The organism is Asaia krungthepensis NRIC 0535 (assembly GCF_025995175.1).
In the GTDB taxonomy this organism is placed as follows: Bacteria; Pseudomonadota; Alphaproteobacteria; order Acetobacterales; family Acetobacteraceae; genus Asaia; species Asaia krungthepensis.
In genome coordinates, this window is the sequence record NZ_BAPV01000008.1 from 31,177 (window position 1) to 54,105 (window position 22,929).

The 22,929-nt window shown below is 61.4% G+C and carries 24 protein-coding genes, 1 tRNA gene and 1 pseudogene; 7 read left to right on the forward strand and 19 right to left on the reverse strand.

All coding sequences use genetic code 11. The features are described 5' to 3' along the window. Positions 1-2: 2 nt before the first annotated feature. The 5 genes from hisS to AA0535_RS05700 form a co-directional block, all read right to left on the reverse strand. The gene (gene hisS / locus AA0535_RS05680; protein WP_264814952.1) at positions 3-1,247 is read right to left on the reverse strand and encodes a histidine--tRNA ligase; all 1,245 of its coding nucleotides are present in this window, start codon (positions 1,245-1,247) and stop codon (positions 3-5) included. A gap of 4 nt (positions 1,248-1,251) precedes the next feature. Then, positions 1,252-2,406: a flavodoxin-dependent (E)-4-hydroxy-3-methylbut-2-enyl-diphosphate synthase gene (gene ispG, locus AA0535_RS05685; protein WP_264814953.1), complete on the reverse strand. Its 1,155-nt coding sequence runs from the start codon at positions 2,404-2,406 to the stop codon at positions 1,252-1,254. A 146-nt stretch (positions 2,407-2,552) separates the two neighbouring features. Beyond that, positions 2,553-3,938 (reverse strand): helix-turn-helix domain-containing protein, encoded by a 1,386-nt coding sequence (locus AA0535_RS05690; RefSeq protein ID WP_264814955.1) that lies wholly within the window; start codon positions 3,936-3,938, stop codon positions 2,553-2,555. A 2-nt stretch (positions 3,939-3,940) separates the two neighbouring features. Then, complete coding sequence (locus tag AA0535_RS05695) at positions 3,941-5,029, reverse strand: NAD(P)H-dependent flavin oxidoreductase (protein WP_264814956.1); 1,089 nt, start codon at positions 5,027-5,029, stop codon at positions 3,941-3,943. Between the two features lie 2 nt (positions 5,030-5,031). Next, positions 5,032-6,279, reverse strand: coding sequence for an aspartate kinase (locus AA0535_RS05700; protein ID WP_264814957.1), 1,248 nt, complete (start codon positions 6,277-6,279; stop codon positions 5,032-5,034). Between the two features lie 157 nt (positions 6,280-6,436). Here AA0535_RS05700 and ubiG point away from each other — a divergent pair, with 157 nt between their 5' ends. After that, positions 6,437-7,186, forward strand: a complete 750-nt coding sequence (gene ubiG, locus AA0535_RS05705; protein ID WP_264814958.1) for a bifunctional 2-polyprenyl-6-hydroxyphenol methylase/3-demethylubiquinol 3-O-methyltransferase UbiG — start codon at positions 6,437-6,439, stop codon at positions 7,184-7,186. 94 nt (positions 7,187-7,280) lie between these two features. Here the strand turns inward: ubiG and AA0535_RS05710 are convergent, their stop codons facing one another. The 10 genes and pseudogenes from AA0535_RS05710 to AA0535_RS05750 all read right to left on the reverse strand — a co-directional run bounded on the left by AA0535_RS05710 (position 7,281) and on the right by AA0535_RS05750 (position 13,403). Further along, the gene (locus AA0535_RS05710; protein WP_264814959.1) at positions 7,281-8,543 is read right to left on the reverse strand and encodes a lactonase family protein; all 1,263 of its coding nucleotides are present in this window, start codon (positions 8,541-8,543) and stop codon (positions 7,281-7,283) included. Between the two features lie 35 nt (positions 8,544-8,578). Next, positions 8,579-9,118, reverse strand: a complete 540-nt coding sequence (locus AA0535_RS05715; RefSeq protein WP_264814960.1) for a DUF2147 domain-containing protein — start codon at positions 9,116-9,118, stop codon at positions 8,579-8,581. Then, positions 9,066-9,491, reverse strand: coding sequence for a DUF1178 family protein (locus AA0535_RS05720; RefSeq protein WP_264814961.1), 426 nt, complete (start codon positions 9,489-9,491; stop codon positions 9,066-9,068). The genes AA0535_RS05715 and AA0535_RS05720 overlap by 53 nt, the downstream gene beginning before the upstream one ends. Continuing rightward, positions 9,488-9,748 (reverse strand): glutaredoxin 3, encoded by a 261-nt coding sequence (gene grxC / locus AA0535_RS05725; protein WP_264814962.1) that lies wholly within the window; start codon positions 9,746-9,748, stop codon positions 9,488-9,490. The genes AA0535_RS05720 and grxC overlap by 4 nt, the downstream gene beginning before the upstream one ends. A 9-nt stretch (positions 9,749-9,757) precedes the next feature. Next, positions 9,758-10,330 carry a ComF family protein gene (locus AA0535_RS05730; RefSeq protein WP_264814963.1) on the reverse strand — a complete coding sequence of 191 codons (573 nt, stop codon included), beginning with the start codon at positions 10,328-10,330 and terminating at the stop codon, positions 9,758-9,760. 27 nt (positions 10,331-10,357) lie between these two features. Beyond that, positions 10,358-10,549, reverse strand: a pseudogene (locus AA0535_RS15745) (double zinc ribbon domain-containing protein); the annotation flags it as partial. Continuing rightward, complete coding sequence (locus tag AA0535_RS05735; protein ID WP_264814964.1) at positions 10,549-10,725, reverse strand: DUF3553 domain-containing protein; 177 nt, start codon at positions 10,723-10,725, stop codon at positions 10,549-10,551. The gene AA0535_RS05735 and the pseudogene AA0535_RS15745, both read right to left, overlap by 1 nt. Beyond that, a complete protein-coding gene (locus AA0535_RS05740; RefSeq protein ID WP_264814965.1) occupies positions 10,722-12,152 on the reverse strand; it encodes a phosphomannomutase/phosphoglucomutase in 1,431 nt (476 codons plus the stop codon). Before AA0535_RS05740 ends, AA0535_RS05735 begins: the two co-directional genes overlap by 4 nt. Beyond that, the gene (galU, locus tag AA0535_RS05745; protein ID WP_264814966.1) at positions 12,152-13,027 is read right to left on the reverse strand and encodes a UTP--glucose-1-phosphate uridylyltransferase GalU; all 876 of its coding nucleotides are present in this window, start codon (positions 13,025-13,027) and stop codon (positions 12,152-12,154) included. Before galU ends, AA0535_RS05740 begins: the two co-directional genes overlap by 1 nt. A 290-nt stretch (positions 13,028-13,317) precedes the next feature. Then, positions 13,318-13,403: transfer RNA gene (locus AA0535_RS05750), tRNA-Leu, on the reverse strand. Positions 13,404-13,460: 57 nt separating this feature from the next. On the opposite strand from AA0535_RS05750, the gene lipB reads away from it, so the two are divergent. After that, entirely contained in the window at positions 13,461-14,186 is a 726-nt protein-coding gene (gene lipB / locus AA0535_RS05755; protein WP_264814967.1) for a lipoyl(octanoyl) transferase LipB, read from the forward strand. On the opposite strand, the gene AA0535_RS05760 is transcribed toward lipB, so the two are convergent. Together AA0535_RS05760 and AA0535_RS05765 are read right to left on the reverse strand one after the other, a co-directional pair. Then, positions 14,129-14,728, reverse strand: a complete 600-nt coding sequence (locus tag AA0535_RS05760) for a LolA family protein (RefSeq protein ID WP_264814968.1) — start codon at positions 14,726-14,728, stop codon at positions 14,129-14,131. The two genes, lipB and AA0535_RS05760, sit on opposite strands and share 58 nt — an antisense overlap. After that, positions 14,725-15,012, reverse strand: a complete 288-nt coding sequence (locus AA0535_RS05765) for a BolA family protein (protein ID WP_373319283.1) — start codon at positions 15,010-15,012, stop codon at positions 14,725-14,727. The genes AA0535_RS05760 and AA0535_RS05765 overlap by 4 nt, the downstream gene beginning before the upstream one ends. Before the next feature lie 51 nt (positions 15,013-15,063). On the opposite strand from AA0535_RS05765, the gene AA0535_RS05770 reads away from it, so the two are divergent. The 3 genes from AA0535_RS05770 (at position 15,064) to AA0535_RS05780 (ending at position 18,641) form a co-directional block, all read left to right on the forward strand. Next, entirely contained in the window at positions 15,064-15,651 is a 588-nt protein-coding gene (locus AA0535_RS05770) for a DnaJ domain-containing protein (RefSeq protein ID WP_264814969.1), read from the forward strand. Between the two features lie 97 nt (positions 15,652-15,748). Continuing rightward, on the forward strand, positions 15,749-16,765 hold the full coding sequence (locus tag AA0535_RS05775; protein WP_264814970.1) for an AAA family ATPase: 1,017 nt from the start codon (positions 15,749-15,751) through the stop codon (positions 16,763-16,765). 13 nt (positions 16,766-16,778) lie between these two features. Continuing rightward, positions 16,779-18,641: a cobaltochelatase CobT-related protein gene (locus AA0535_RS05780; RefSeq protein WP_264814971.1), complete on the forward strand. Its 1,863-nt coding sequence runs from the start codon at positions 16,779-16,781 to the stop codon at positions 18,639-18,641. A 56-nt stretch (positions 18,642-18,697) separates the two neighbouring features. Here the strand turns inward: AA0535_RS05780 and AA0535_RS05785 are convergent, their stop codons facing one another. After that, positions 18,698-20,101, reverse strand: a complete 1,404-nt coding sequence (locus AA0535_RS05785; protein ID WP_264814972.1) for a pyridoxal phosphate-dependent decarboxylase family protein — start codon at positions 20,099-20,101, stop codon at positions 18,698-18,700. 110 nt (positions 20,102-20,211) lie between these two features. On the opposite strand from AA0535_RS05785, the gene AA0535_RS05790 reads away from it, so the two are divergent. Together AA0535_RS05790 and AA0535_RS05795 are read left to right on the forward strand one after the other, a co-directional pair. Beyond that, positions 20,212-21,123, forward strand: coding sequence for a DUF2125 domain-containing protein (locus AA0535_RS05790; RefSeq protein ID WP_264814973.1), 912 nt, complete (start codon positions 20,212-20,214; stop codon positions 21,121-21,123). Positions 21,124-21,406: 283 nt separating this feature from the next. After that, positions 21,407-22,117: a hypothetical protein gene (locus tag AA0535_RS05795; RefSeq protein ID WP_264814974.1), complete on the forward strand. Its 711-nt coding sequence runs from the start codon at positions 21,407-21,409 to the stop codon at positions 22,115-22,117. On the opposite strand, the gene AA0535_RS05800 is transcribed toward AA0535_RS05795, so the two are convergent. Next, a complete protein-coding gene (locus AA0535_RS05800) occupies positions 22,105-22,902 on the reverse strand; it encodes an SDR family NAD(P)-dependent oxidoreductase (RefSeq protein ID WP_264815020.1) in 798 nt (265 codons plus the stop codon). The two genes, AA0535_RS05795 and AA0535_RS05800, sit on opposite strands and share 13 nt — an antisense overlap. Positions 22,903-22,929: the final 27 nt, after the last annotated feature.

The following is a 22,929-nucleotide window of genomic DNA, read 5'->3' on the forward strand; positions in this document are numbered from 1 at the left end:
GGTTACTGTGCTTTCAGGAAATGATCCGCCAGAGCGTTGAGAGCAATTTCGGTTTGCTCACGCTTACCGAGGTCGCGCACCGTCACGGCGCCACGGGCCAACTCGTCCTCACCCACCAGCACCATATGGGCTGCACCGGATTTGACGACACGCTCCATACGCTTCTTGAGCGATGAACGGGTCTCGATCTCGGCAGCAAAGCCCGCATTTCGCAGGCTCTGCGCCGCCGTGATGGCGGCAGCCAGCGTCGCCTCACCCGTAGGCAGGATCGCGACAGGGCGCGGCTGAGCAGGAGCGGACTCGGTCAGCAGCGCAAGACGCTCGATACCGCCTGCCCAGCCAATCGCTGGCGTAGCCGGACCGCCCATCTGGGCCACAAGCCCCTCATAGCGACCCCCGGCGAGAACCGTGCCCTGGGCGCCAAGGCGGTCGGTCACGAACTCGAACGCGGTATGGCTGTAGTAGTCGAGGCCGCGCACGATGTGCGGATTCTCGACGAAGCCAACACCGAACAGATCGAGCTTGCGACGCAGATCGTCCCAGAAAATTCGCGATGCCTCGTTCAGATAGGCGCTGAATTTCGGCGCTTCTTCCAGAAGCGCGCGGTCCTGAGGCGATTTGCTGTCGAGGATTCGCAATGGGTTGGCTTCAAGGCGCGCGCGGCTCTCTTCCGAGAGCGCCCCCTCATGCGCCTTGAAATACGCCACCAGAGCATCGCGCCATGCCTGTCGGCTGTCGAGATCTCCCAGCGTGTTAATTTCTAAGGCGACCGCGTCGCCCAGACCCAGCGCCTTGAGAATGGCATGCGCCATGGCGATGGTCTCGGCATCCATCAAGGGATCGGTTGCGCCCAGCAACTCTGCCCCGATCTGATGAAACTGACGAAAGCGCCCCTTTTGCGGGCGCTCGTAGCGGAACATCGGCCCGTTATAGAAGACACGCTGCGGGAGGGCCTGGGTCAGACCGTTGGTCACGAAGGCACGGCAGATAGCCGCCGTTCCTTCCGGGCGCAGGGTGAGACTGTCACCGCCGCGATCCTCGAACGTGTACATCTCCTTGGTGACGACGTCCGAGGTGTCGCCCAGTGTACGGGAGAACACACGCGTGTCTTCAAAGATCGGTGTCGACCACTCTTCATAGCCATAACGGCGCGTGACCTCGCGCGCCGTCTCAACCACATGGGCATGGCGGCGCGCGGTGTCGCCAATCAGGTCATGCGTGCCGCGAACCGGCTGCAACTGGCTCATGATTTCAGACGCCCGCCAGCGCGGCCTCGGCCTTCTGGGCCTCTTCCTGCGCGGCCTTTTCGGCTTCGATCTTCGCCACGCGCTCTTCCACGAGGTCAACGATATGCTCGATCATATCCTGACCTTCGTTCAGTCGATGATCCTGCTTGCCGGCCGAATAGACCATGTGACGGCCAGCGCCACCGCCGGTCACACCCAGATCGGTCATAAGGGCCTCGCCCGGGCCATTGACCACGCAACCGATGATGGAAAGCGTCAGCGGCGTCTTGATGTGCTGCAAGCGGTCTTCCAGGGTCTGCACCGTCTCGACCACGTTGAAGCCCTGACGCGCACAGGACGGGCAGGAGATAATCTTCACACCGCGATGGCGCAGGCCAAGGGATTTGAGGATGTCCCAGCCAACCAGAACTTCCTCTTCCGGAGGGGCGGAAAGCGAGACGCGCATCGTATCGCCCACGCCCGCCCAGAGCAGGTTGCCCAGACCGATGGAGGATTTGACGGTACCGGCACGCTTCGACCCGGCTTCGGTGATGCCGATATGCAGCGGATGGTCGCACACTTCGGCAAGCTGCTGATAAGCCGCGACGGCCATGAAGACGTCCGATGCCTTCACGCTGATCTTGAATTCGTGAAAATCATGATCCTGCAGGATCTTGGCGTGCTCCAAAGCGCTCTCGACCAGCGCATCGGGGTTGGGCTCACCGTATTTCTCGAGCAGGTGCTTCTCGAGTGATCCGGCATTCACGCCGATGCGGATGGAGCAGCCATAGTCACGCGCCGCATTCACGACCTCACGCACACGCTCGGCGCTGCCAATATTACCAGGGTTGATACGCAGACAGGCAGCACCGGCCTTGGCGGCCTCGATAGCCCGCTTGTAATGGAAATGGATGTCCGCAACGATCGGCACATTCACTTCGCGCACGATCTCGGCAAGCGCTGCGGTGCTTTCCTCGTCCGGGCAGGAAACGCGCACGATATCGACGCCCGCGATTTCCGACAGGCGGATCTGCTCGATTGTCGCCTTCGCATCCGACGTGAGCGTGTTGGTCATGGTCTGGACCGAAATCGGCGCATCGCCGCCGACCGCTACCTTGCCAACATGAATCTGACGGGATTTGCGACGTTCGATATACTGGTAGGGGCGATATCCGCTCATAATCTCGTCTCCGTAACGGGTGGCGCGGCAAGACCTGCCGTGCAACCCGGGGGGCGCTGCCGGAACCCCGTTCCGTGTCACCACCCCTTGTCCATTGTCATGTTGGCCAGAGCTTCCCGATGCTTGAGGGAGCTCTGCCCGTCTTGTTAGCGCGGTTGCGCCGTCTTTTCCAATTGGCTTCGATTGAGCCGGTCCGTTTCCGACTCATGCTCGGCTGCCCTAACCTTTGGAGTGGCAACCGTCTTTTTCAAGGTTGCGGAGGCGCCCGTCGCGCGCGAGGTGTCGCCATTCTGCGTCTCATCATGTTGCGGCAGAGCGCTCTGACCCGACAGGCCCTGTGCTGGGCCGGAGGATACATTTGCGGGCATCGGAGGCGCAACGGCGCTGCCCTCCTGTCCGAGTTGACCCGAACGTATCGCGTCAGCCGTAACCGTCAGATTGCGACGCACCGCGCCAATGCGTCCCAGTGCGGCCGTGGTGACATCGCCGGCACTCAGTGTCAGGCCGCCCGCATTGCCAAGCGTCATATGGTAGGGGCCGTTCTCTTCCGGCCCCTGCCAGGTCTCGCCCGATTTCAGCACCCGACTGAAAACGGTCGCGTTATTCTTGTCCCGGATCGACACCCAGGCGTCTGCGCCCGCATGAAGAACGATCATAGTCGCAGCGGGTGACGCTGCAGTCGCCGTCACGGGATTAGCGGTATCCGGGGTGGCAACCGCCGCCGGTGCCGGTACAACGGGCGTCGCCACATTCAGGGGAGTCATTCCGGTGCTCGGTAGGGGCGGAGCGACAGTAGCGGGCGCCGGGGTTGTGGCTGCGCTCTGCTGGCCATCCTGCCCAGCCGGTATGGCATTGGCTGGAAGCGGCACGGCACCGGGCTGATTCGCCGCGCCTTGAACGGCATTCCCGGCATTATCCGCACTGGCCGCGTTCCCCTGTCTAGTTCCCGACTGCGCGGCATTCGTCTGGGCTGGAGCAAGCTGAGGAGACGGAGCGAGACCGCGATCGGGCATGACCGCCGCAATCTGCGGTGACGTCGTGCCATGCTGGGTGACCCCGGGCATGATTTCCGCCACTGGCGGCATCTGATGGGTCGGGGCAGGATCGGCGCCGAAGAAATGATAATACCCGATATAGGTCCCCACCAGAACAGCAAGGCCTGCTCCGACCCAGAGCCCCACTGGCACGCCACGCTCGGAGACGGGCTCAGGAAAACTCAATTCGGGCTTGGCCGCCAGCGCGCCACGGGCATCCTGCCGGAAACGCGCTACGGCCTGATCGGGATCCATACCCAGGGCCTGGGCATAGCTGCGCAGAAAACCCAACGCGTAGGCGCTGCCCGGAAAAACTGACAGATTGCCTTCCTCGAGCGCGCGCAGATAGCTTTCGCGAATACGCAGCCAGTTGGCCACATCTGGCAGGGCCCAGCCGAGTTCATCGCGCCTGGCGCGCAGATCGGCCCCGAGGCCGCGCGCGCCCTCGGCGTTGCCGCCCTGCCATCCCGGAATACGGTCTGTCGTCTTCTCTGGCATGATTACCCGATTGCGGTCTCTGTGGGGTGAAGATGCCCGCAACGGGCCTCTCTTGCAACCAGCGCGTCCACGGCCTGCTCAACCAGATCATGCATGATCTCGGCAACCGGACGCACGGCCTTCACCATACCTACCGACTGACCGGCCATGACCGAGCCCTGTTCCACGTCGCCCTCGATCACTGCACGACGCAGGGCGCCCGCCCAGAAATGCTCGATTTCGAGCTGGGCTTCTTCCTTGCTCAGTTCCCCGGAGGTGAAGCGCGTCAGCGTGGCCGCCTGATGCGCCATGAAACGACGCGTCCCCCCATTGTTCAAGCCACGCACCGGAATGACCGGAAAGCGCTCATCAATCTGATTCGAGGTGATCGCATCACGGGCTGAGGCGCGCACAAAGGCCTTCTTGAAGGCTTCGTGGGCAATGCTCTCGCTGCTGGCGGCGAAAAGCGTTCCGAGCTGCGCGCCCGAGGCCCCCTGCTCGAGATAGCCCAGCACCGCATCGCCACGGGCCAGACCGCCCGCCACGAAAACCGGCACATCATGGATATGGGGCAGGATCTCCTGCGCCAGCACATTGAGGGACACCGGACCGACATGACCGCCAGCCTCGGAACCCTCGATCACGAGCGCTTCAATCCCCTGCTTGACCAGACGCTTGCCGAGCGCGAGGGCCGGGGCGAAACCGATTGCCCGGGCGCCACCGTCGCGCACCTGCTTGATGGTCGCGCCGCTGGGCACGCCACCGGCCAGAACCACATGACCAACCCTGGCCTCGACGCAAACATCGACGAGCTTGTCCAACTCGGGATGCATCGTGATCAGATTGACACCAAAGGGCTTGTCGGTCAGGGCCTGGGTCGCGGCAATTTCTTCGGCCAGACGATCCGGGTTCATCGCACCGCAGGCGATCACACCGAAACCGCCAGCATTCGAAATGGCGGAGACCAGATTGCGCTCGCTCACCCACGACATCGCGCCGCCGAGAATGGCGGTCGGGGTACCCAGGAAGGCACAGCCCGGTGCCCAGAGGCGCTCAAGCGTTGCGCGGGCTTTCTGACGGGCTTGCTGCCGAGCCTGATCAGTATCGGTCATGCTCATTCCCCATCCAGACCGTAAGCCGTGTGCAGGGCGCGCATGGCGAGTTCCATGTATTCGGCGTCGATCAGCACCGAGATCTTGATCTCGCTGGTGGAGATCACCTGCACATTGATCCCGCGCTCGGCAAGGGTCTGGAACATGGTGCTGGCCATGCCGGAATGGGAGCGCATACCAATGCCCACGACGCTGATCTTGACCACGTCATTGGCGGTGTGGATCTCGCCATACTGGATATCGGCTCGTGCAGCCTCGAGCGCGGCGAGCGCGCGCGCCTGATCGCCCTTGGGAACGGTGAAGGTCATGTTGGTCGAGCCATCGGAGCCGACGCTCTGGACGATCATGTCCACATTCACCCGCGCCTCGGTCAGGGGGCTGAAAATGGCGGCGGCGATGCCCGGACGGTCCGGGATGCGGCTGACCGAGATCTTTGCCTCGTCCAGAGAATAGGCGATCCCCGTGACCAGTTCCTTTTCCATCATCTCGTCCTCATCCACCACCAGCGATCCCGAAAGCTCCGTCTCGGGTTCAAAACTCGACAACACGCGCACGCGCACTTTTTCTTTCATGGCCAGACCGACTGAGCGCGTCTGGAGTACCTTGGCCCCTACAGAAGCCAGCTCGAGCATCTCCTCGAAGGTGATACGATCCAGCTTCTTGGCCTTTTTCACGATACGCGGGTCGGTGGTGTAGATACCATCGACATCGGTATAGATATCGCAACGATCGGCCTTGATGGCCGCCGCCACGGCAACCGCCGAGGTATCGGAGCCACCACGACCCAGCGTGCTGATCCGCTCACCCGGCGCGACACCCTGGAACCCGGCAATGACCGGCACCTCGCCCCGCTCCATGCAGGCGATCAACGCCGCACCTTCCACGTCGCCAATACGAGCCTTGCCATGCGCCTCGTCGGTACGGAAGGGGATCTGCCAGCCCTGCCAGGATCGGGCCGGAACGCCGAGCGCCTGAAGCGCAATGGCGGTGAGACCGCTCGTGACCTGCTCTCCGCTGGCGACGACGGCATCGTATTCACGGGCATCGGCCATCGGGTCGAGGGCATTCACATACCCGACCATCTGATTGGTGACTCCCGCCATGGCTGAAACCACCACCGCGACATGATGCCCTTTTTCACGCTCCTTGCGCACGCGCTCGGCAACGGCGCGAATGCGGTCCAGATCAGCGACAGAGGTCCCGCCAAACTTCATGACGATCCGGGTTGGGCACGGGTCTGAAGACGTCATAATTGTGCACCTGGCTCCGTACGTAGCAGAAAGCGGTCGATCACAGAGCGCCGGGGAAGGATTTTCCAGCCTGCGATGTTGCGCAAGGAAAGGCCGGTCACATACTAAGTCCAGATCGCGCCGTCCAGATACTCTGGAACAACGGACCCATTTCTGTATGCCTGGAACCACAATGCCGGATCACGCAGCCTCTTCCGTCTCCGATCGCGAGATCGCCCATTTCGACCAGTTGGCCGCCACATGGTGGGACCCCAAAGGTCCCATGAAGCCCCTGCACGACATGAACCCGATGCGTACGGAATGGGTCAATGCCCATCTTCGCCGACTGGAAGGGCTACGGGGCGGTCGGCTGTCCCTGCTCGATATCGGCTGCGGTGCAGGCCTTGCGAGCGAGGCCTATGCGCACATGGGGCATGACGTTCTCGGGCTCGACGCCTCTCCAGAGGGAATCCGCGCGGCTCAGGCGCATCTGGCTGAGCATCCGCTCCCCGATAATTCCGGCCCCCTCACCTATCGTAATGGCAGCGCCGAGGCGCTGGTGCGGGAGGGGCAGAGCTTCGATGCCATTTCGGCGCTGGAAGTGATCGAGCACGTCAATGACCCGCAGGAATTTCTCGGTCTGCTGCGCAGCCTGACGCGTCCGGGCGGTCTGATCGCCGTGTCCACGCTCAATCGCACGCTGCTCTCATTGGCCGTTGCCAAGATCGGCGCTGAATACATCGCGCGGCTCCTGCCGGTAGGCACGCATGACTGGCAGAAATTCATCAAACCCGATGAACTGCACAAAATGGGTCGCGCGGTCGGTCTGCGCATGATCGACGTGGCCGGAATGAGCTATCGCCCGATGCATTGGCGCATCACACGCGATACAAGCATCAATTACATCACGATGTTCGTGAGGGATTGAGGGCCCTCCGGGATCGAAGGGGAAAACCCAGCTGGTTTCCCCTCTCCCCTGCAGCGCACAGGGAGATGATCTCCCGTTACGCGCCGCATGACCCTCAGATTTCGGTATCCATGAAAGCAAAGGTGGTCGGGCTGCCCACCGGTGTGAAGTTCTCGGTAAATCCGAGCTGGCCGCTGGCCTTGTCGATGCGGAACGAGGTCACGGCATCGCTGCGCTGATTAGCGCAGAAGAGGAAGCTGCCCGAGGGGTCGAACATCATGGCGCGGCCGTAATCGGCATGCATCCAGGCTTCGTCCTGCAGGGTCAGGGTTCCATCCTCCCCAACCTTGAACACGGCCAGCGAGTCACCCAGACGGTTCGACGCATAGACAAAACGGTCATCCGCTGAGATCAGGATCTCGGCGGCCAGAGTGCTGCCCCGGAAATGCGACGTGACCGTGCTGACCGATTGCAGGTTGTTAATTGCCCCGGTCTGGGGATCGAAGGCGCTGACAACAATCTTCGAGTCCTGCTCGCACAGATTATACATCAGCTTGCCGGAGCGGTTGAACTGGAAGTGACGGGGAGCACTGCCCGGCGTCATGTCGTAATAGGGCGTCTTGGCCGGAACGAGCTTGCCGGTCTGGAGGTTGAGCGTCCAGACATAGACGCGATCGAGCCCTGCATCATCGGCGATTACGAACTTTCCGCTCGGATCGCTCTGGATCATGTGGGGATGCGAGCCCGAGTGATCCGAAACCGCGAAATTGCCCTGGGGGTTGTCAGCGGCGCGCTCGGGCTGGCGGGGTCCCGTATTATGCACCACATCGGTTGCCGGTCCGAGCGAGCCATCGGGACGGATGGGCAGTACAGCCACAGAGCCACCCATGTAATTCGCCACCAGAACATATCGACCCGAGTGGTGAACGCTCAGATGCGCGGGTACCGCGCCACCGGAGCTGACGGCATTCAGCTTCTTGAGCGAACCGGTCTTGCGATCCACCGCGAAGGCCGTGACCGAGCCGTCACCATCCTTGTTGAAATCGTCGATCTCGCTCAGTGCATAGAGAAAGCGCTTGTCGTGAGACAGGGTGATGAAAGAGGGGCTGGCAATATCGGTAAAAGTCGTCACCGGAGTCAGAACGCCGGTCTGGCGATCCATCTCGAACACCGCAATACCCTCGCCATTGCCCGCGCCACCCGGAGGCGCATGCTTGGTGTAGCCGCCTACGAAGCAGATGGTCTTGGAGACCGGTTTGGGCGGCGGCGGCGGTGTGGCCGGTGCCTGATCCGTTGCGTCCTGTGCCAGCGCGTGGCCACAGCCCAGAAGTCCCAATGTACCCAACGCAAAGCCGCGACGGGAAAGCGAAGTCGTCATGTTCTGCTCTCAAGCTCCTCGAGCGATCCTCCCGCTCAGGGCAGTTTGCACGCCGGACCGATCGTGCCGTGATAACGGGTCCAGGTCTGCGTCTTGCCGAAGAGGGGGATTCCCAGAATGAACCCGCGCAGCTTGAGCACCTCAGACGACTCGGCATGGATACGGGCGTCGTAGGTCCGTCCGGTCTCCGGGTCGAGGATATGCCCCCGCCACACGTTCTCGTCCCTGATTAGTCGGAAATCGGTCAGCATGACCAGCCCACATTGTGAACGTCCCCACACATCCTTGGGAACAGGCCCGTCATATTGCATGCCGATCAGCCTTCCGCAGAGCGTATCGCCGCAATGACCGATCTGGAACACGCCATCGTGGTCCTGCGCCAGCCACAACCCCTCCTCGGCGGCGGGCGGGTTTCCAATGCTCTGCGCCATGGATGCGTGAAGCGTGAAGCCGAGCGAGAGGGTCGCCACCACTGTGGCGAAAAATGCAGAACGACGTGGCGCTCGAACGACGCCACGGTTTTCAGTTTTCGGTGAGATCGATCCACGGTACCGGGGTAAAATCCACACCTTCATCTTCAAGCCTTTCGCGTTCGGTATCGCTCATCGTGCCATAGATGCCGCGCGCCGATTGCCGGTCACCTTCGAGGCCTGCATCATGCCGCTTGAGAGCCTCTTCGGCAAATCGCGTCCCGACATTATCGCATTGCGCCTCCACCTCTTTTCGAAGCCGACGCAATGCTTGCCGGATCTGCTCTACTGCCGGGAGCGGGGGCGTTTCGACCGTTTTCGCCACTGCCGGCGCCATGAGGCTCTTCGCAATCTCGGTCACTCCGCAAACGGGACACGTGACTAGCGCCGCATCCCTCTGACGATCAAAGGCCTCGCCCGAAGGGAACCACCCCTCGAATTCATGTCCTGTCGCACAGTGCAGGCGGTAGCAGATCATCCCAGGGTAAGGAGCCTGTCGAGTTCGCCCGTCGATTCGAGATGCATCAGATCCGTGCAGCCGCCGAGGGAGCGGTCATCGAGAAAGATCTGAGGCACAGTCCGCGCACCACCCGAGCGGCTGATGGAATCAAGACGCTCCTGTGTTCCATGCGGCGCGTTGATCTCGTTGAACTTGACACCCTTCGAGGCGAGGATCTGCACGGCGCGGACACAGTACGGGCAGCCAGGCTGGGTATAGATTTCGATGTTCGGCACGATGCGGGGTCACTCCTCTGCGTATTCATCCGCCCCAGCCATGTCGGACAGTTTGACCGTTCGCGCTGCCACGAGCAGATCCACACGTCTTGCGCCCGACTGCAGGAGCAGTGTTGCGCAGATGGAGGCGGTCGCGCCTGTGGTCAAGACGTCGTCGACCAGAACGATATGGCTCCCAAGCAGACGGCCACGCGCCGATGCCGCGACCGTGAAGGCCTGCTCGAGGGCCAGCCGTCTCTCATCGGGCCTGAGCCGTGCAAGAGTCGTGGTTGCGCGCGTTCTGATCAGGGCATCCGGAATCAGCCTTACCTGCCGGGAGGACCGGGCGATGAACCGCGCCAGAAGAGCCGCCTGATTGAGACGCCTGCGCCGGAATCGGGTCCGATGGAGCGGCACCGGAACAACATAATCCGCGTCACGCATCAATGACGCGCCTTCTTGCAGGATGGCTTTTGCCAGAAAAGGCAGGATGTCGAGCCGATCTGCGTATTTGGCCTGAAGCACAAGCTTGCGTGCCGTACCCTCATAGATGAAAGCCGCCCTAGCAGCAGCCCATGGCGGCGGAGAAGACGCGCAACTCATGCACTGGCCTGTCGCATCCGCGTAGTCACCGGCAGGAAGCGGCAAGGCGCAACGGGTGCAGGCCCCGACGAGATGAGACAGCCGACTGAAGCATGATACACAGACCAGACCTGACGAGCTGGTTTCTGTGTCACAGGCCAGGCAAACGGGAGGAAAGACGAAGTCGAGCCCGACGCGGGTCAAGTTCCGCAAACTACCCGTCGCCACTCTCGGGGCCATCAGTCGATAACGACCAGCTCGACGAGCATTGTGTTGACCAGAACCTTGCCCTGATGCTCGAAATTGACCGTGACACGGTGACCGATCACGCTCTGGATTTGCCCGACACCCCATTCAGGACACCGTGGATGGGTGACGAATTGTCCAGGTTCGAAAAACCCCGCCTCATACGTCATGAATTCAGATCCGCAGGAAAAACGCCGTGCGTCGTCTCCTTGGGGCGCTGTATTCCCTGATGGGCAAGCATGGAATCGATGCGCGCAAGCAGCATGTCGCGACATGCTGCGTTCTTCCCTTCCGCCCTGGCCACCAGAGCGGGTTGGGTGTTGGAGGCTCTGAGCAACCACCACCCTTCGGCCTCACGCACCCGGACGCCATCGATCAGGGTCATCTCAAGTCTCTCCTCCTGGCATCGCTTGATCACTGCCTCAATCACCCCGAATTTGCGATCGTCCGGACAGTCGAATCTTAGTTCGGGCGTTGCAGCCACAAGAGGGAGCGCATTCAGGAGCGACGACAATGGTCGTGACCCGGCAGCCACAACCTCCATCACCCTCAGTGCCGCATACAGGCCATCATCGAAGCCGGGCCAACGATCTGCAAAAAAGAAGTGGCCGGACATCTCTCCCGCAAAAGCCGCACCGGTCTCTCTCATGGCATTTTTCACTGCGGAGTGCCCGCTCGGGCACATAGCCGGAGCGCCACCCAGCGTTCTCACACCGTCGAACACCACCTGCGACATCTTTACATCGCCCAGGATGACAGCTCCGGGCCGCTCTTGAAGCACGGCTTCGCTCAGGAGGAGGCTGAGCATATCCGCCGGAATGATTGCACCCGTCTCGTCCAAGACGCCCAGACGATCCGCGTCGCCATCGAATGCCAGGCCCAGATCTGCACCGTAACGCAGAACGGCTTCACGAAGCTGGACCATGTTTTCCGGCAAGGTCGGATCGGGATGATGCGCCGGGAAAAGCCCGTCCACCTCACCGTTGAGCACGATATGCGTTCCCGGCAGGTACGAAACCAGCGCCTCGAGGACGGGTCCCGCGGAACTATTGGCATTATCCCAGACAACGACAAGCGACCGCCCGCCTGAATGCAGGCCTGATCGTAGCGCCGCCACATAATCCGCGAGCGGGTCTGCACGCTCTATGCTTCCTCGCTGACCCTTCTCCGGCACGCCGTTTCGTAGCCGCATGGCAAGTGCCTGGAGCTCGGAGCCGTAATAAGGCCGGTTATCCCGGAGCAGCTTGAAACCGTTATACCCCAGGGGGTTGTGACTTCCCGTCACCATGATTGCACCAGTGGCGCGCGCGCGGTGAGAGGCGTGGTAAAGGGCTGGCGTTGAGCAACAGCCAAGGCGGGTCACGCTCGCGCCCTGGCTCGCGAGGCCTTCCGTCAGAGCCTGTTCAAGCGCCGGAGAACTCAGTCGGCCGTCATACCCGACGAAGATCCGCCGTGGCCCGTCCTCACTCAGCTCAGACGCAAAAACGACGCCCAGAGCCCGGGCGTCGTCTTCGAAAAGCGTCTTTCCAACAACCCCGCGGATATCATACTCCCGCAGGATCGAAGGATGGAACTCATGCCGGAACAGAGCACCCATCAGGCATTGGCGTATTTCTTGATGAAGCCGCGCATGGCCTCACGCAGGTCAGGACGCTCGAGCGCAAAAGCAATCTGAGCCTCGAGATACCCGGCCTTGTCACCGCAATCATAGCGTGTGCCTTCATAGCGAAGGCCATGGAAGGGCGAATGACCGATCATCTTCGCCATGGCATCGGTCAGCTGCACCTCGCCGCCCGCGCCACGCTCAAGCTTGGAAAGATGGGTCATGATTTCGGGCAGCAGCACATAGCGGCCGATGATCGACAAGTTGGAAGGCGCGTCCTCGGGGTTCGGCTTCTCGACCAGCCCCTTCACCTCCACGAGCTTTCCATCATCCTGTCCCACATCGAGAATACCGTAGCGGTTGGTGTGCTCCTTGGGTACCTCGGACACCGCGACCACGTTGCCGCCCGTCTGGTTATAGACGTCGACGAGTTGCGCCACGCAGCCCTTCTCGCCCTGGACGATGTCATCGGGCAGGAGAATGGCGAATGGATCGTTCCCGATAAAAGAACGTGCACACCAGATGGCATGACCAAGACCGAGCGGCTCCTGCTGACGGACTGCGGCGAGCGAACCGGCTTCAATCGAGCTGGGCTGAAGCGTTTCGAGAAGGGCATTCTTGCCGCGCTCCTTCAATGTCGTCTCGAGTTCGAACGCAACATCGAAATAATCGATAAGGCTGTCCTTGCCACGACCGGTGATCAGACAGAACTGATCGATCCCCGCCTTGCGCGCTTCATCGATCGCATACTGGATCAGTGGACGGTCGACGACTGGCAGCATTTCCTTCGGCATCGCCTTGGTGGCGGGAAGAAAGCGCGTTCCCATACCCGCAACGGGAAGTACTGCTTTTCTGAGCGGCTTGATCACGTTATCCGACCTTTAGATCTCTGTAGGAGCATGGTGCTGCGGCGGCCGGGTCTCGTCTGAGCAATTACCTACCGCCGGGACACCAGCTTACACGACGATTGTCCCGTAACCACTATCCGGCCACAAGACTTCGACAAAGTGATGGCAGAAAAAGAAAAGAATCAAATGCCACACAGGAAGAAGGCGTAGCGTTAACGAAAGTTCATTTCGATCGCGATAATTTTTGGGGATCCGTTCAGGCCGGCGCCGGGTGAACTGGCACCCCCCGAAGGGGGTGCTTCCAGTTCTCATGGTGCGGTCGAGAAGACTCGAACTTCCACGGGGTTGCCCCCACAAGCACCTCAAGCTTGCGCGTCTACCATTCCGCCACGACCGCATCGTGACAAGCGGGCCGCTCTGGGCGATACCGCTCGTGTGAAGGGGGCTATAGCCGATGACCGATGAGCAGGCAATCGCGGAAAAGGCGATTTCTGAGAAAATATCCTGGAAAAGGGAGAAAGGCCTCGTTTCCTATGACGATGCCCTTGCCGTTATGCAGGAGAGAGCTGCCGCAATACGGCGAGACGAATGCGGGGAACTGCTGTGGTTCCTTGAACACCCGCGCCTTTACACCGCGGGCACTTCGGCGAAACCGGCCGACCTGATCAATCCGGAGAACCTGCCAACCTACGAAGCAGGGCGTGGTGGCCAGTGGACCTATCACGGGCCGGGTCAGAGAATCGTCTATGTCATGCTCGATCTGATGCGCGAGCACGGCCCGACACCCCCGCGCGATCTGCGCGCCTTCGTCCAGAGCCTGGAGCGCTGGATCATCGCCAGTCTGTCCTCGCTCGGAATCTCCGGACGAACCGAGTGCGGTCGAATCGGCGTGTGGGTGAATGACCCCACCACAGGCGAGGAGTCCAAGATCGCCGCCCTGGGCATAAGGGTAAGTCGCTGGGTGTCTTGGCACGGGATCGCTATCAATCTTGACCCCGACCTTGCCGATTTCGACGGGATCATCCCCTGTGGCATCCGGGAATACGGGGTGACCAGTATCAGACGTTTCAATCCCGATCTCACAATGGACGATCTCGACCGAGCCCTTCTGACGCAATGGCCTCAGTTTTTCGGCGAGGCCCCGGTCTCGCTCACCTCCGACAGAGACAGCACGATGTGATTGCCACGTGCATCCACACCGTCGAGCGTTTCCAGAACAAGCCTCTGGTCGCGCTCTGCGAAACGGAGGGTCAATAGCCCCTGTGACGGATTATCGGCTTGCGCGAGCGATATCTGGCTCGCTCCGGGAACCGAACTGATATTCGTCACCTGGATCGACCCGCCGAACCGCACCGGCTCATGAAGCAACAGACCGAGCGGATTGCGGGACAGACTGACCCGTGTGACAGCGCCCGTCTGCGAGTCGTTCAGCACCAGATGGGTGCCGCTTGCTCTAAGTGTCATTGCGTGGGGGGTTGTATAGTCAAGTGCGAGCGCACCGGGGCTGTATGTGAACTCCCCCGCCCCGCCATTTCCCTGCGGTCCGACCTGAGTGAAATGGCCTTCCAGGGTCATAGGGCGGTTGAGATAGGCCTCAACACGATGGGCCTGCTTTTTCTGCTGGTCGGTCAGCCCGTCCATCCCTCGCACCGCACAGCCTGCCAGCGCCACGCTCAGGGAAAGCGCAACCAGTTGGCCTCCCCGTCGCGCAACGCGGCTCATGCCTCACCCGGAGTGGACAGCGTGAGCGACAGCGCATGCAGCCCCGTCTCGAACTCGGGTTTGAGAAGCCCATTGACCAACCGGTGCCGCGCGACGCGGTTGAGGCCATCGAACTGGGCGCTCACGATCGTCAGAGTGAAATGGGTCTCGTCCCCCTTGATACCATTGCGACCAGCGTGCTTTGCATGACGCTTGCTGTCATCACGAATGGTCAGGGTTTCCGGCTGAAGCGCCTCGTCGAGCCGCGCCTTCATTCTGGCGGCGCGTTCCTTCAGTTCAGTCATGAGCACTCCCTTCTTGCATCGGCGTCTCTTAGGACGCACATAAACCCGATCATGCAGCGCAAATCCACCAGACACAGGGCATTCGACCCGGATCCAGACGCGCCCGAGCGCTATTGCGACATGCCCGGCTGCACCGAACATGCCGGATATCGTGCGCCCAAGGACCGTACGCAACTCAGGCAGTATTTCTGGTTCTGTCTCGAACACGTGCGTCAGTACAATGCACGCTGGGATTTCTATAAGGGCATGACACCGGGACAGATTGAAGCCCAGCTGCGCGCCGACATCTCATGGCAGCGCCCTTCATGGAAGCTCGGTACGCGAGGGGGCCAGAGTTTCGATGAAGAGGAAGTACTCGACCCGCTCGATATCCTCTCTTCCACGCGCGCGCGACGTGCGCAGGCCGCCAAGCAGCGTCATGACCGGGGTCGTGAATCCGCCCCCCCTGCCCTGCGCGATCATCTGCGCGCCCTCGCATTGGACTGGCCCGTCACAGTGGATGCCCTCAAGATCCGGTACAAGGAACTGGCGCGCAAGCATCATCCCGATGCCAATGCGGGTGATCCTGCCTCTGAGGACCGCTTCAAGACCGTGAGCGTCGCCTATAGTGCGATTCGCGCCCATCTGGTCAGTCTGTAGACCGGATTAATGCGCTTTTGCCTCTGGCCATGGGGGGAAACATGACCATATCCTTGGCCGGAACCTGACATGACTGAGTGAAAGACGGATTGAAACCATGAGCGATCTCGCCTCCATCGACGCGCCGGAAACGGTTGTCACTGCCGAACAGAACGCGGTGCCGACCCATGTCCTCGGCGCGCCGGACCGGATCGTCTCTGCACGTGACGTTTTCGGAATCGATTGCGACACGGAAGTGCCAGCTTTCTCGATACGCACAGAACATGTCCCCGATATCGACCCGAGCTATCAGTTCGATTGCGATACCACGCGCGCCATACTTGCCGGGTTTGCCAATAATCGCCGTGTCATGGTGCAGGGCTTTCATGGGACTGGCAAATCCTCGCATATCGAACAGATTGCGGCACGGCTGAACTGGCCCACTGTGCGCATCAATCTCGACAGCCACATTTCGCGTATTGATCTGATCGGCAAGGATGCCATTGTGCTGCGCGACGGCAAGCAGATCACTGAATTCCGCGAAGGGCTCCTGCCCTGGTGCCTGCAGCACCCTGTGGCGCTCATTTTTGACGAATATGATGCGGGGCGCCCGGATGTGATGTTCGTGATCCAGCGCGTACTCGAGGCCGAAGGGCATTTGACCCTGCTCGACCAGAACCGCGTGATTCGCCCTCACGCCGGATTCCGCCTTTTCGCCACGGCGAATACCGTGGGGCTGGGCGACACAACCGGGCTGTATCACGGTACGCAGCAGATCAATCAGGGCCAGATGGATCGCTGGAACATCGTGGCATCGCTCAATTATCTGCCCCTCGAGCAGGAAGTGGGGATTGTCCGTGCCAAGCTTGGCCTAAACGACGACGCCACCGTGACCAAGCGCCTCGAGAGCATGGTCGCGCTGGCCAACCTGACGCGCGCCGGGTTCATGGCAGGTGATATCTCAACCGTCATGTCACCGCGCGCGGTGATTACCTGGGCCGAGAACGAGCGCATCTTCGGTGATCTGGCTTTCGCCTTTCGCCTGACGTTTCTCAATAAATGCGACGAGGCCGAGCGCGGAATCGTGGCCGAATATTATCAGCGCTGTTTCAATCACTCACCGTTGAACAGCTGACAGGCGCGCGCTCATGGCCTCTCCCAGAGCAAAGACCCCTGACAGGAGCACGACCGATCTGGCTCTTCCGGGCAGCGAACGCACGGATGCCTTTCGTCGCGCAACGACTGCTGCCCTGCGTGCTATGTCCGGCGAACCCGAGACGGAAATCAGCTTCGCAGCTTCTGCGGCTGCCAAATCCGGCAGTGGTATCCAGCTTCCCTACGTCTCGCGTGCGCTGACCCCGCAGGAGATGACACGGGTGCGAGGCGCGGCCGATGCGGCGGCCCTGCGTCTCAAGCATCATGACGCGACGCTCTCTCCCCTGCCCGCCAACGCCGACAGTGCCGAAACGCGACCGCTCTACGACGCATTGGAGCAGGTGCGTTGCGAGGTTTTCGGCGCGCGTCATATGGCGGGGGTTCAGGCTAATCTGAGGCAGAAACTCGCCCTCGACTGCAATGAAGGCGGCTACGGTCGCATGAGCGCGCGTGACGACATGCCCGCGACTGTTGCTCTACCCCTCCTGGTGCGCGAGGCCCTCTCGGGTGAGAAATCACCAAACCAGGCTGGCCCCGCCCTCAAATCGTGGCGCGACACGCTTTCCCCCGAGGCTCAGCACGCCCTTGCGCGTCTGGCCTCGGCGCAAATGGATCAGACGCGCTTTGCCGAGGCCTGTTCGGGGCTCTTCAAGGCATTCGATTTGACCGAGGAGCCCGAACAGGAAGATCAGAGCGAGGCGGATGATCCGGACGAGGATGATGACAGTCAGACCGAGTCGGACCAGCCGGATGACGAGCCCTCCCCCCAGGATCAGGACGACAGCGAGACACACGGCTTTCAGCCCGAGCCGACCGAGCAGCCTGACAGCCGCGAGGCGAGCGACTCCGAGCTCCAGGATGAAGGCGCTGAGCAGCCCGCAGGAACCCTCGAAGACGACGAGGGCAAGGAAAGCGAGGGCGCCTCTGCCCTCCCGGCGTATAAAGTCTTCACCACGGCCTTCGACGAGGAAGCCGATGCCGCGGATCTTTGCGATCCCGACGAACTTGCTCGCCTGCGTCAGCAGCTCGATCAGCAGCTGAGTAGCCTGCAGGGCGTCGTTTCGCGCCTTGCTCATCGCCTGCAACGCAAGCTCATGGCGCAGCAGCAGCGCTCCTGGGCTTTCGATCAGGAAGAAGGCATTCTCGACGCGGCAAGGCTTGCCCGCGTGGTGGCCAATCCGACCTTGTCCCTGTCGTACAAGATCGAGCGTCAGGCCGAATTCCGCGACACCGTGGTGACGCTGCTGATCGATAATTCGGGCTCGATGCGCGGAAGACCGATTTCAGTGGCCGCCATGTGCGGCGACATCCTCGCCCGTACGCTGGAGCGTTGTGGCGTCAAAACCGAGGTGCTCGGCTTTACAACACGCGCATGGAAAGGCGGCCAGAGCCGCGAACGCTGGGTTGCGGCCGGACGCCCGCCCGATCCGGGACGTCTGAATGATTTGCGCCATATCATCTACAAGGACGCCGATACCCCACTGAGACGCGCGCGCAATAATCTCGGGCTGATGCTGCGCGAAGGGCTCCTCAAGGAAAATATCGACGGCGAAGCCCTTGTCTGGGCCTGGAAACGCCTGCGCCGCCGCCCTGAACACCGGCGCATCCTGATGGTGATATCGGACGGCGCACCCGTGGATGACAGCACGTTCTCGACGAATCCGAGTTCGTATCTGGAGGATCACCTGCGCTCGGTCATTGCCCGCATCGAAGCCTCACCCGAAACCGAACTCCTCGCTATCGGGATCGGCCACGACGTGACGCGCTATTACCGGAACTCAGTCACGCTCACCAATGCGGAAGAACTCGGCGGAACCATGATCAAACAGCTTTCGGATCTCTTTGTCGCCCGCTGAGAGGCTATCCTGAATCGAACCGCGCCCACCGGCCCCTGAAGGCCGGTGGAGAGACGTCAGATACAGGCGAGTCTTTCGATTTTAGATAGCATGGCGTCGATAGTCTTCCGTGTTGTCCGATGATTGACGATAGCAGCCCTGATGACCATCCGCCCCTCGATGCGGGTGGTCGAGGGAGCCGCAACGCCACTCTCATGCAGATCCTTCACCAGTTCATCGATCGCCGCATCATCGCGATCAGCCAGAGTGAAACAGACGATATTGAGAGCTACCGGTGCCATGAGCAGATAACGCGCATCGGCCTCCACGCGCTCTGCCAGATATCGGGCCACGGCGCAGCATTCCGCCACCATCTCCCCCAGGCGGCGAGCGCCATAATGGGCAATGGTCATCCAGACCTTGAGCGCCCGAAATCCACGCGAAAGATCAGGGCCAAAATCGCAGGGCCAGGGCGCGTTACCCGCCAGCCCTCGGTCAGCGCGCGTCAGATAGCTAAGGGATTGCGCGAAGGCCTGGGCATGGAGCGCCCGGTCACGCACGAGGACACACCCCGCGTCATAGGGCACCTGCCCCCATTTATGGAAATCAAGGGCAAGGCTATCCGCCTGCTCGATTCCGTCCAGCATGATCGCATGCTCAGGGGAGAGCCTTGCGAAGGCGCCGAACGCACCATCGACATGGAACCAGCATTTCTCTGCACGGGCGATGGCGGCTAATTCATCGAGCGGATCGACCGCGCCGCAATCCACGCTGCCGGCTGTGCCCACGATGATGAAAGGGGCATACCCTGCCTGTCGGTCCTGCCGGATGCGCGCCGCAAGAGCTGCGCTGTCCATGCGATAAAGCTCATCGACAGGAATCAGCCGCAGTGCGTCGCTCCCAAGCCCGGCGAGATCAAAGGCGCGGCTCACGCAGCCATGGGCGGTCTCGGCGGCATAGCCAATTAGCTTGCTTTGCCCTACCCCACCTGCCCGTAATCCGGGATCAGCCGCACGGCTGGCTGTGATGATCCCGATGAAATTGGCCAGTGACGAGCCTGTGACCAGACAGCCCGAGGAATCGACCGGCATCCCCACCATCTCAGCCGCCCAGCGGATCACCTGACGTTCGACCTCGATGGCCGCATGATCCCGCCCGCCGCAATTATCGTTGAGGCTTGCCGCCAGCAATTCGGCCAGTATGCCGATGGGCGTACCCGCGCCCTGGACCCACCCCATGAAACCGGGATGGGTGTTGCCATTCGAATAGGGGCGTATCTGCCCCAGAAACCGGGAGTATAGAAGCTCGGCCGCCTCACCCTCCTGTGGCAGGTCGTGGCGAAACGCGTCACGTGCCTCTTGGGGCATAGGCTGCCAGACCGGCCCCTCCCCCATATGCTCGGCACGATCGAATACATCATCCAGCATGCGATGCGACAAGGCGCGCAGCGCCGTCCAGTCTTTCGGATCGAGACCACTCATCGACACCACTCCCCCACGACATGACCCAGCCTGACCGGCCTTTCCTCTCTCATAGCGGGCGAGAGGCGGCGCGCCTAACTCCTGCCGCAAAATTCCGGTTGTGTGCCGGTATGAAGAGCCCCATCCTCTCCCATATGAAAATAGCTGCCGCCTCTCTCATCGGTCTGATCGCTCTGGGTACCCTGTCGGGTCAGGCACGCGCCGATGCTATCCCCGCCGCCTGCATGAGCGTCTCTGCCGCCTCACGTACCATGGGCTCGGCCAGCCTCGCGATGACGGGATACGGGGCCACGCTTTCAGGCAACAGCGCCCATCTGACGGTAGGGCAGGTTTCAGTTCAGGATCGACAGGGCCATCTCACCCTGCCCAATCTGCGCGACGCGAACGCCCTGATCTCCTTCGGGCTGCTCAAACTCGTCCATGACGGCAGTCCTGCCGGTTGCCGCGGCGTCGATGGACGCCCCGCACTAAAAAATTTGCGTGAAGCCCTGCATAAGGGCGCTGTTGCGGAGCTCGTCTGGCACCAGGTCGGCCTCTCTGAAAGAGACTCCCGTTACGCGGCGGATCAGATTACCGCTACGCTGAGAGCCGGTCAGGCACGGGGGAGTATCGATATTGTCTTCGCAACGAACGGGCTGACCTCGCCTGGCGGCTCGGCCCTGCCAGGCAGCGTACGCACGACACTGACGATCCCCGAGCAGATGCTCGATGACACCAAATCGCCTACCGGGCGCATCACGATTTCGTCTCTTGAGGGGATCTGGGCAAAGGGCCGGCTGGACGGCAATGGCTGGGTCGCCCCGGGTCATACCGCGGGTTCGAGTTCGGGCGAGCTTCACCTGACGATCACCGATCTCAACGATCTGCTTGCCGTCATCCGGCCTGTCTTGCCGACCGGCGTCAGCACTGCGCTCTCTGTAGCCCAGTTCATGGGACATCGTGACGGAAACAAGGTGACCTGGGATCTGACGCTCTCCAGCGGCATTCTCAAGGTCAATTCCATCCCTATCCCGGTTAACTGAGAAGCAGAGAATCCCAGGCGCATTGGACGGGTGGTATGGGGCAACGCAGTTGCGCGGCGTGGGAGTCACCGTTCTGGTGTAGCGGGTGAAGCACCCCTGCCATACGGCAATCTCCTATGAGGTCATAAAGCCGCCCCCCATAGTGCTCGTGTCGACATATTGACTCCCCGCCTAGCCACGAAGCAGATCGTCGCCCTCGATCACGACAACATGGTTTGGTCGAGGCCAATGCCTGGGTGCACCTTAAGCGCTGATTCGGAAAACCGTGTTCGGGAGCAGAGGCATGGCTTGGTGGTCGCGCCTTGTACCAGGCAGTAAAGGTGCGGCGCGACGCGAGCCCCTCTTGGGCAGAACAGGACAGAATGCGTCTCACCTATCAGCAGCACGCGAGTGGCTCGCCATCCAGTCTGGCCGACCTTTCTCATGGACGGCGTTCGACCCCCTCCCCGAGGGGCCGACTCTCTATCTCGGCGATCCCCTCAGCGACATCGAGACTTTGGGGCATGTGACCTTACCCGAAGCGGCCTTTCCCCTGACCCCATGGGTTTTCGAATCGGGGGATGAAAGCGACGCCTATTACGCTCATACCAACAGCCTCATCTGGCTTGAGGCCGCGGGGACCATGCCGCACACAAAGCAGATGGTCCTCGAATTCAGCGTAGATGCTGGCTGTATCGGGATCTTTACCGAGACAGGTCGCACCGCCTTAGTCAAACTGGACGCAGTCGAAGGGCCGGGCACCACGTTCGAATGGCTCACCGCCCGAATTCCACCCGGCGCCCATTTCGCCGTGACTCTTTCCGTCTCCACCGGCCATGCATCCCTCTTCATCGCCAGTACGGGGAGCGACGGAGGCTTTGGTGCTGCCTCCCTGTACGACAAGCGAGGGATTCTGAGCGGCGTCCTGATCGACATCGCAGGTCGCGCCGGCGATCGCTGTTTCATCGATCGGCTCCTGCCGGAGCAGGGACGCGCCCGCTCTCATCCGGGATGACGCAACAACCCACCCTCGACCCGCAACGCAGCGCCAGAAGTCGCCGAGGCCAGCGGCGAACAGACATAGGCGACCATATTCGCCACTTCCTCCGGATCGGCCAGTCGATCGATCAGCGTGGTCGGCCTGTTCTCCCTCAGGAAGCCCGCTTCCACTTCCTCCGCCGTTCGACCCGATTTTTCTGCCGCCTTGTCGATCATGCTCATGACCCCCTCGGTGCGTGTCGGGCCTGGAAGAACGCTATTGATCGTCACGCCACTCCCCTTGACGCTCTCCGCCAACCCACGCGCGATAGCGATCTGTGCGGCCTTGCTGAACCCGTAATGGATCATCTCGGCAGGGATATTGAGACCCGACTCACTTGAAATGAAGACGATACGTCCCTGCTTGCGGTCCACCATTCCAGGCAGATAAGCGCGCGAAAGCCTCACTCCGCTCATGACATTGATGTCGAAAAAGCGCAGCCACTCCTCATCGCTGATCTCGCCGAACGGCACTTCCTCGAAAATACCCAGATTATTGACCAGCACATCGACCCCGGGATGCGCCTCGACCAGTTGGGCGATGATTTCGGGTTTCGCCACATCCCCCGCGAACCCGGTCAGCTTGGCCTCGGGTGCCACCTTTTTGATGGTCTCGATGGCAGCGTTTGTCCGCTCCTCGCCTCGACCATTCACGATCACATGCGCGCCTGCCTCGGCAAGCCGCTGCGCAATCGCCAATCCGATCCCGCCTGTCGACCCTGTGACCAGTGCCTTCTTTCCTGAAAGATCCAGTTTGAGCATCATTTGTCTCCATTTATTCGATATCAA

Excerpts from the sequence above, each read along its gene's own strand:
- AA0535_RS05710 (WP_264814959.1), bottom strand. The coding sequence starts at position 8,543 with ATGACGACTTCGCTTTCCCGTCGCGGCTTTGCGTTGGGTACATTGGGA.
- AA0535_RS05735 (WP_264814964.1), bottom strand. The coding sequence starts at position 10,725 with ATGACGTATGAGGCGGGGTTTTTCGAACCTGGACAATTCGTCACCCAT.
- AA0535_RS05800 (WP_264815020.1), bottom strand. The coding sequence starts at position 22,902 with ATGCTCAAACTGGATCTTTCAGGAAAGAAGGCACTGGTCACAGGGTCG.
- AA0535_RS05760 (WP_264814968.1), bottom strand. The coding sequence starts at position 14,728 with ATGAGCCGCGTTGCGCGACGGGGAGGCCAACTGGTTGCGCTTTCCCTG.
- AA0535_RS05740 (WP_264814965.1), bottom strand. The coding sequence starts at position 12,152 with ATGGGTGCTCTGTTCCGGCATGAGTTCCATCCTTCGATCCTGCGGGAG.
- lipB (WP_264814967.1), top strand. The coding sequence starts at position 13,461 with ATGACCGATGAGCAGGCAATCGCGGAAAAGGCGATTTCTGAGAAAATA.
- AA0535_RS05765 (WP_373319283.1), bottom strand. The coding sequence starts at position 15,012 with ATGACTGAACTGAAGGAACGCGCCGCCAGAATGAAGGCGCGGCTCGAC.
- AA0535_RS05730 (WP_264814963.1), bottom strand. The coding sequence starts at position 10,330 with ATGAGTTGCGCGTCTTCTCCGCCGCCATGGGCTGCTGCTAGGGCGGCT.
- AA0535_RS05700 (WP_264814957.1), bottom strand. The coding sequence starts at position 6,279 with ATGACGTCTTCAGACCCGTGCCCAACCCGGATCGTCATGAAGTTTGGC.
- AA0535_RS05795 (WP_264814974.1), top strand. The coding sequence starts at position 21,407 with ATGGCTTGGTGGTCGCGCCTTGTACCAGGCAGTAAAGGTGCGGCGCGA.
- AA0535_RS05715 (WP_264814960.1), bottom strand. The coding sequence starts at position 9,118 with ATGAAGGTGTGGATTTTACCCCGGTACCGTGGATCGATCTCACCGAAA.
- AA0535_RS05720 (WP_264814961.1), bottom strand. The coding sequence starts at position 9,491 with ATGATCTGCTACCGCCTGCACTGTGCGACAGGACATGAATTCGAGGGG.
- hisS (WP_264814952.1), bottom strand. The coding sequence starts at position 1,247 with ATGAGCCAGTTGCAGCCGGTTCGCGGCACGCATGACCTGATTGGCGAC.
- ubiG (WP_264814958.1), top strand. The coding sequence starts at position 6,437 with ATGCCTGGAACCACAATGCCGGATCACGCAGCCTCTTCCGTCTCCGAT.
- AA0535_RS05785 (WP_264814972.1), bottom strand. The coding sequence starts at position 20,101 with ATGAGTGGTCTCGATCCGAAAGACTGGACGGCGCTGCGCGCCTTGTCG.
- AA0535_RS05775 (WP_264814970.1), top strand. The coding sequence starts at position 15,749 with ATGAGCGATCTCGCCTCCATCGACGCGCCGGAAACGGTTGTCACTGCC.
- ispG (WP_264814953.1), bottom strand. The coding sequence starts at position 2,406 with ATGAGCGGATATCGCCCCTACCAGTATATCGAACGTCGCAAATCCCGT.
- AA0535_RS05770 (WP_264814969.1), top strand. The coding sequence starts at position 15,064 with ATGCAGCGCAAATCCACCAGACACAGGGCATTCGACCCGGATCCAGAC.
- AA0535_RS05695 (WP_264814956.1), bottom strand. The coding sequence starts at position 5,029 with ATGACCGATACTGATCAGGCTCGGCAGCAAGCCCGTCAGAAAGCCCGC.
- AA0535_RS05790 (WP_264814973.1), top strand. The coding sequence starts at position 20,212 with ATGAAGAGCCCCATCCTCTCCCATATGAAAATAGCTGCCGCCTCTCTC.
- AA0535_RS05780 (WP_264814971.1), top strand. The coding sequence starts at position 16,779 with ATGGCCTCTCCCAGAGCAAAGACCCCTGACAGGAGCACGACCGATCTG.
- AA0535_RS05690 (WP_264814955.1), bottom strand. The coding sequence starts at position 3,938 with ATGCCAGAGAAGACGACAGACCGTATTCCGGGATGGCAGGGCGGCAAC.